The sequence below is a fragment of the Clostridium sp. genome (assembly GCF_036660475.1).
GTDB lineage: Bacteria > Bacillota > Clostridia > Clostridiales > Clostridiaceae > Clostridium_J.
This window is the reverse complement of the sequence record NZ_JAVXAO010000021.1, coordinates 20,287-27,647: the sequence shown is the minus strand read 5'-3', so window position 1 is coordinate 27,647 and position 7,361 is coordinate 20,287. Positions and strand designations below refer to the sequence as shown.

At 30.6% G+C, this 7,361-nt stretch carries 4 protein-coding genes; all 4 read left to right on the top strand.

The annotated features are described in order from the left end of the window. The first annotated feature begins 489 nt into the window (after positions 1–489). Positions 490–2,895, top strand: a complete 2,406-nt coding sequence (gene spoIIE, locus RSA29_RS18015) for a stage II sporulation protein E (RefSeq protein ID WP_346944230.1) — start codon at positions 490–492, stop codon at positions 2,893–2,895. A gap of 199 nt (positions 2,896–3,094) precedes the next feature. Continuing rightward, positions 3,095–4,531: a tRNA lysidine(34) synthetase TilS gene (gene tilS / locus RSA29_RS18010; protein WP_346944229.1), complete on the top strand. Its 1,437-nt coding sequence runs from the start codon at positions 3,095–3,097 to the stop codon at positions 4,529–4,531. Beyond that, a complete protein-coding gene (gene hpt, locus RSA29_RS18005; RefSeq protein ID WP_346934440.1) occupies positions 4,524–5,063 on the top strand; it encodes a hypoxanthine phosphoribosyltransferase in 540 nt (179 codons plus the stop codon). The genes tilS and hpt overlap by 8 nt, the downstream gene beginning before the upstream one ends. A gap of 162 nt (positions 5,064–5,225) precedes the next feature. Then, complete coding sequence (ftsH, locus tag RSA29_RS18000; protein WP_346934441.1) at positions 5,226–7,226, top strand: ATP-dependent zinc metalloprotease FtsH; 2,001 nt, start codon at positions 5,226–5,228, stop codon at positions 7,224–7,226. Positions 7,227–7,361: the final 135 nt, after the last annotated feature.

The window sequence follows — 7,361 nt, the reverse complement described above, 5'->3', positions numbered from 1 at the left end:
CTCGTCGGGCTCATAACCCGAAGGTCGTAGGTTCAAGTCCTGCTCCCGCAACCATAAAAATGGATTAAACATAAATATGTTTAATCCATTTTTTTTTATGTGCAGATAAAATTGTAGGTACAATAATTTTAGGTTAATAAAATATAATTATTGAATTAAAATAGATTAAGTAAAAATATACTAGTATATGATAAGTGGTATACAAGTATGAAAAAAATTTTCTCCATAAAGATTCTAATATAGCGAGTTGATGACACAGATATATAACATTTATTTTAAATTAATATAAAGAATAAATATCTATTTAAGAATATATGGATATATAACTCCGAAATAAAGGGGTTTATGCAGGAGCATAAAATGAATAAACAAATAAAATGGTAATTATTGTAATAATATTTATAAAGAAACATTCCAATAAATTACAAATATTTCCAAGGTGGCTTGATATAATGAACCTATAAAAATTATAGGTGGGTGAAATATGTTATGCAATATGGTGAAAATATTAGAACGTATGAAAGAGTAAAAAGTAATATAATTACTAGCAAAAGTAAAAGTGGTGATAGAGAGAAGATAGTGGCAAAAAGTATTATATTTTTCTGTATTGCTATTTTAATTAGTCGGGTAATCATGATAAATGAATCATCGCCCTTTGGCATAGCATTTTTGTTGGCAGTGCTATTTTTAGAAGATAGTAGATTATCGTTAGTGGTTGGTTTAGGATCTGTAATTGGATATATATCTACGATAGGACTTTTAGAAAATGCAACAATGTATATTACCATAGTGCCAACGTTAGTAATTATCTATTTAATATTAAGTAATTTCGTCAGCAAAAATATGGAGAAGATAATTATGATATCTTCAACCTTTATTTTAGTTTTTGCTTATATTATATTAATAAAGCAATATTCATTTCTTTTATCAATAGGAAATACGGTTTTGGAGGGTATAGGAATAATACCTATATATTTGATACTGGAATATAGTATCAATAGTTTTAAAAAGATACGTACTAAACATTTGTTTTCTAACGAAGAAGTGATATCCATGAGTATACTTATGGCACTGATAATAGCAGGAACGTGGAATATAAGTATATTTAATATATCTGTATTAAATATACTTAGCATATCAACAGTTATTATGATAGGTTTCGTATGTGGGACAAGCGTGGGAGCCACCTCAGGAATTGCAATGGGGGTAATTGTTGGGATGTCTAATCAAAACGTATTTGTGTATGCCACAGTACTTGGTCTGTGTGGATTGATTACAGGAATATTTAGAGAAGGTGGGAAAATTATATCTTCAATTTCTGCATTTATTGTATTCTGCATTATGAAAATATATATAACTACCTATATGCCGATCCAGGAAAGTTATCATTTTATTCTAGCTGAAGGTATTTTAGCTGTAGCTATATTCATACTTATACCAGATAGATTATATGAGGCTGTGTCAAACGAGATAGATGTTGACAAAAAGAGCAAGCATTATGAAGAAGGTTATGTGAATAAGGTGAAAGGGATATTTACGGATAGGTTGGATAAATTTTCAGAAGTACTTGTAAATATGGCATCTACACTGAATAATTTAGCTGATAATGATAAATTAGATATGAATAGTAAAAGTAGTGGTCTTATAGAGAATCTTGCAAATAGAGTATGTGATACATGTGATACTTGTGGTATATGTTGGGGCAGAGAAATGATGAATACTTATAAAGCATTTGGAGAGCTTTTAGAAAATACTCAGAATAAATCAAATGTATTTCCTAAAATATTAGATAAGAAGTGTATAAAAAAATCTACTTTGATTAGAAATACAGACGACATAATAAATAAATTTATAATAAGTGAAATGTGGAGAAGTAGATTAGCAGAAGGGCGAGAACTTATAGCTAATCAATTTAATAATATGGCCAGATCTGTAGATGAAATTATGGATGAGTTTGCAGCGGATTTTAATGAGGACAAGGATGCAGAGAAAAAAATCATACGAATTTTGGAAAAGTATGATATTGAAGCAGATGATGTGTTTGTTATAAGGGATAAAGAAGAGAGATTAAATATACACATAGCTTGTGATTCTTGTAATGGAAGAAATTTATGCGTTAAGAACATTGTACCATTAGTAAATGAATGTATAGGAATAAAAATGAAATTAAAGGAGGATGGGTGCAGAATAAATCCTATAACGAAAAAATGTACAGCTATGTTTGAAGAAGTGCCTAAATTTTCAATCGCTACAAGTATAGCGAGGGTATGTAAAGATGGTCAGAGTATATTTGGAGATAACTTTAGCTTCGGAGAAGGTACTGATGGTAGTTATATGATGGTATTAAGTGATGGCATGGGATCTGGACCACAAGCTGGAAGGGAAAGCAAGGCTGTTGTTGAACTTATTGAGAAATTTACCAGAGCTGGATTTAGTAGGACAACGGCTATAAATACTGTAAATTCAATTATGAGCTTAAAGTTTTCAGAAGAAGAAAAATTTTCAACAGTAGACTTAGGCGCAATTGATTTATATACTGGTGAAATGGATTTTATGAAGGTTGGGGCAGTTGCTAGCTTTGTAAAGAGCGGAAATTCTGTAGATATTATTAAATCTAGAAGTTTGCCAATAGGTGTATTAGATGAGGCTGATATAGAGGTTCATAGAAAAAAAGTTAAATGTGGAGATTTGATTGTAATGATAACAGATGGAGTAATTGACTGTGATGAAAAATATAGTGGAAAGGTTGATTGGATATTAGATTATATATGTAGAAATGATAATCAAGGATTAGAGGAGTTAGCTAAAGGAATTATTAATGAAGCAAAGATAATTGGGAAAAACAAGGTTAATGATGATATGACGGTTATGGTTTCTAGAGTGAATATAGCTTAGCATAGGAGGGGAAATAAGATAAAATAGAATAGGCATGTGAAATATGGATAATAGTGTTATTATTGAGAGGGTTATAAAACGGCATAATATATTTATATAATTTGAAATGAAGAGATGTTAAACATTTCTTCATTTTTATTTTAAAATTATTATATTTATGATATTATGACTTAATACTATATTTTTAGGAAGTGGTTTTATGAATGATAAAAAATGTTGTAAAATGGGCAATAATATGATAGAAAAGGTAATTAAAACAATTGATGATAATAAAATGATAGGTAATGGGGATAGAGTAATTGTTGCTTTGTCAGGTGGGCCAGATTCTATAAGTATGTTGCATGTGTTATGTACTTTAAGGGATAAATATAATATGAGAGTTTATGCAGCTCATATTAATCATATGTTAAGAAATGATGATTCAGATGAAGATGAAGTTACTTGCAAGAAATTTTGCAGTGACAATGAAATTGAATTTTTCAGCAAGTCAGTAGATATAAATGTTATGGCTAAAGAAAATGGTATTTCCACGGAAATGGCGGGACGAGAGGCTAGATATAGTTTCTTTTCAGAACTTTTGAGTGAACTAGATGCTAATAAGGTTGCAGTAGCTCATAATCTTAATGATCAGGCTGAAACAGTTCTTATGAGAATGATGAGAGGAACTGGGATAGAAGGGTTAATAGGAATTAAAGCGGTAAGAGATGATATTTTTATAAGACCAATTATAAATGTTGGTAGAGATGAAATAGAAGAATACTGTAAAATTAATAGTCTTCCGGCTAGGATAGATAAGACAAATTTTGAACCTATATATTCTAGGAATAAGATAAGGTTGGAGTTAATACCATATATTGAAGAGAATTTTAATGAAGATATTATTAGTACATTAAATAGGATGTGCGAGTTAATAAAACGTGATGAAGAATATATTCAAGAAAATGTGGTCAAAGTTTTTCAAAATTATTGTGATATACAGACAGAAAAGGTTATAATAGATAAGGATGCATTTTATCTTCATCCATCCATCGTAAGTAGAGTAATAAGGAAAGCAGTATTGGTTTTCAAAGGAGATATAAACAATATTCAAAGCATACATATTGAAAATATTATACAGGTACAAAAATCAGCTACAGGCAAACATACTATTATTCCTAAAAATATATTAATAACTAATGTATATGGAAATATTGAGATAACGAGGGAGTTAAGAGTAAATAAGGCTATAGAGGTAAAAAACAATATAAATATAAATCTTAATTTGGGAGAAAATTATATTAGCGAACTTGGGATTAAGATAAACATAAGAGCTATTAGTAATGATGCGAAAATTAATTTTAAACAAGGTGAGAATGTAAGATATTTCAATTGTGGTAATGTTAAGAATATGACTTTAAGATTTAGAGAAAATGGTGATAGATTTGCTCCACTTGGAATGCAAGGAAGTAAAAAATTAAAAGATGTATTGATGGATCTTAAAATACCAAGAGAGCGGAGAGATTTTATACCTCTACTTTGTTTTGATGAAGAGATTTCATGGATTATAGGATATAAGTTGAGTGAAAAGTTTAAAATCCATGATGGAGTGAATAATATTATAGAAGTGAGTATAGAAAGGCAGGAAGAACATGAATAAGGATATTAAAGAAGTTTTATTGACAGAGGAAGTTTTAACTGAGAAAATTAAGGAGTTAGGTGCTAAAATATCAAAGGAATACGAAGGTAAAGAATTAATACTTCTTGGAATCCTTAAAGGATCTGTAATGTTTATGTCAGACTTGATGAAGAACATAACAATTCCATGTAAAATGGATTTTATGGCTGTGTCTAGTTATGGAGATGCTACTGAATCATCAGGGATAGTAAAAATAATAAAAGACTTAGATTTTGAAATAAAAGATAAACATATTTTAATAGTAGAAGATATTATTGATAGTGGAGTTACACTTAAATATCTTTTGAAATATTTGGGGGCTAGAAATCCTGAAAGTCTTGAAATTGCATGTTTACTTAACAAACCAGAGAGAAGAAAAGAAGAATTAGACGTTAAATATTTAGGGTTTGATGTTCCAGATTATTTTTTAGTTGGATACGGACTTGATTATGCAGAAATTTACAGAAATCTTCCTTATATAGGAATATTAAAAGAAAGCGTATATATAAAATAGGAAAATCCTATACTAAGGTATACAATGTAATATTGTTTATAAATAATTAAAGAAATTTACAGTTAGTTATTCATTAATAATTAATATTATTAATGTTGTAATGGAAAAACTCATATGATAGAATTTTAATAATATTGAACCATATAGAGAGGGGGGCTTTAAATGAAAAAAATTTCTAGTGCAACGATTTGGTTTTTAGTGTTAATTTTAGTTGTATTCTCAGCGGTTTCGCTATTTGATAGCACTGGGACAATTAAGGAGATAAATGTAACAGAATTTGAAACGTTCATGAAAGATCAAAAAGTAACAGCAGTGAAGGCATCGGCAGATGGTACATCAGTTATAGGTAAATTAGATGATAATACAGAGTTTACTGTAAATATTCTTGAAGCTAGATACTTAGACATATTTAATAAATATCCTAATCCAAATATGAGTGAGGGGTATAATCCGCCACCAACAATTTCACCATGGATGAGGTTCTTGCCTACATTATTAATTGTAGGGATGTTAGTTTTATTCTGGGTTATGTTTATGAATCAATCTAGTGGAAGCGGCGGAGGCGGTGGCCGTGGTGTTATGAGCTTTGGTAAAAGTAAAGCTAAGATGGCAGTTCCTCTAGAAGGCGATAAGAAAATTACATTTAAAAATGTAGCAGGTGCAGATGAAGAGAAACAGGAGCTTGAGGAAATTGTAGACTTCCTTAAAAATCCTAAAAGGTATGTAGAGGTTGGAGCAAGAATACCTAAGGGGTTATTATTAGTTGGTCCTCCAGGAACAGGAAAAACACTTCTTGCAAAAGCTGTAGCAGGAGAAGCTGAAGTACCATTCTTTAGTATATCAGGTTCAGACTTCGTAGAAATGTTTGTAGGAGTAGGAGCATCAAGAGTTAGAGATTTATTTGAGCAAGCAAAGAAAAATTCACCTTGTATAATATTTATAGATGAGATTGACGCTGTAGGTAGACAAAGAGGCGCTGGAATGGGTGGCGGACATGATGAAAGAGAACAAACATTAAACCAACTTCTTGTTGAGATGGATGGATTTGGTGCCAATGAAGGAATAATCATGGTTGCAGCTACAAATAGACCAGATATCCTAGACCCAGCACTTTTAAGACCGGGTAGATTTGATAGACAAATAGTTGTTGGAGTACCGGATATTAAAGGTAGAGAAGAAATATTAAAGGTTCATTCTAAAAATAAGCCACTAAATGAAGAGGTTGATTTAGCGATACTTGCAAAGAGAACACCGGGATTTACAGGTGCAGATCTTGAAAACTTAATGAATGAAGCTGCCCTTTTAACTGTTAGAGCTAAAAGAAAAGTTATTACTATGGTAGAGCTTGAAGAATCTATCACTAGAGTAATGGCTGGACCAGAAAAAAAATCTAGAGTTATTAGTGATAAGGATAAGAGATTAACAGCATATCATGAAGCAGGTCATGCGGTGGTATCTAAATATCTTCCTAATGCTTATGCAGTACATGAAATAAGTATTATACCAAGAGGAATGGCTGGTGGATATACACTTCACTTACCAAATGAAGATACAGCATATACATCTAAATCTAAACTTAGAGATGATATGGTAGGACTTCTTGGTGGAAGAGTAGCAGAGCATTTAATTCTTGGAGATATAAGTACTGGTGCTAAAAATGATATTGACAGAACAACATCTATAGCTAAAAAAATGGTTATGGAATTTGGAATGAGTGATACAATTGGACCGATATCTTTTGGTAAAGATGACGGAGAAGTATTTATGGGCAGAGACTTTGGAAGAACTAGAGATTTTTCAGAGGAAGTAGCATCTAAAATCGATAGAGAAATTAAAGCATTAATAGATGAGGCTTATGAAAGAACTGAGACAATCTTAAAAGAAAATGTTAATAAGCTTCACGATGTTGCAAATGCATTAATTGAAAGAGAAAAGCTTGTGGCTGAAGAATTTAATGCAATAATGGAAGGTAAGTCACTAGCAGAGTTTGATGCTGAAAAAAAACTAGCTGAAATTAAGGTTGAAGATACAGTTGCTGGCAATTTAGAAGATAAGTTGAGTGACTGGGATATTGAATCTATGAAAGATAAAGAAGTTTCAGTGGAAACTTCATCTAAGGAAGATGAAGCAGATATAAAAAATGAGTTAGATAAAGAAATATAAGACTTTAGCACAGCAATTTGCTGTGCTTTTTTTAAAAAACTAGTTATGATATAATTAGTTTAAAATAGGAATTTGTGGAAAGTTAGAGATGTATGTGCATAAAATCATTTTAAATTTCTTATGAATAACATTTTT

Bases quoted from the DNA above. Each gene is read 5' to 3' on its own strand.
- hpt (WP_346934440.1), top strand. From the start codon at position 4,524: ATGAATAAGGATATTAAAGAAGTTTTATTGACAGAGGAAGTTTTAACT.
- spoIIE (WP_346944230.1), top strand. From the start codon at position 490: ATGCAATATGGTGAAAATATTAGAACGTATGAAAGAGTAAAAAGTAAT.
- ftsH (WP_346934441.1), top strand. From the start codon at position 5,226: ATGAAAAAAATTTCTAGTGCAACGATTTGGTTTTTAGTGTTAATTTTA.
- tilS (WP_346944229.1), top strand. From the start codon at position 3,095: ATGAATGATAAAAAATGTTGTAAAATGGGCAATAATATGATAGAAAAG.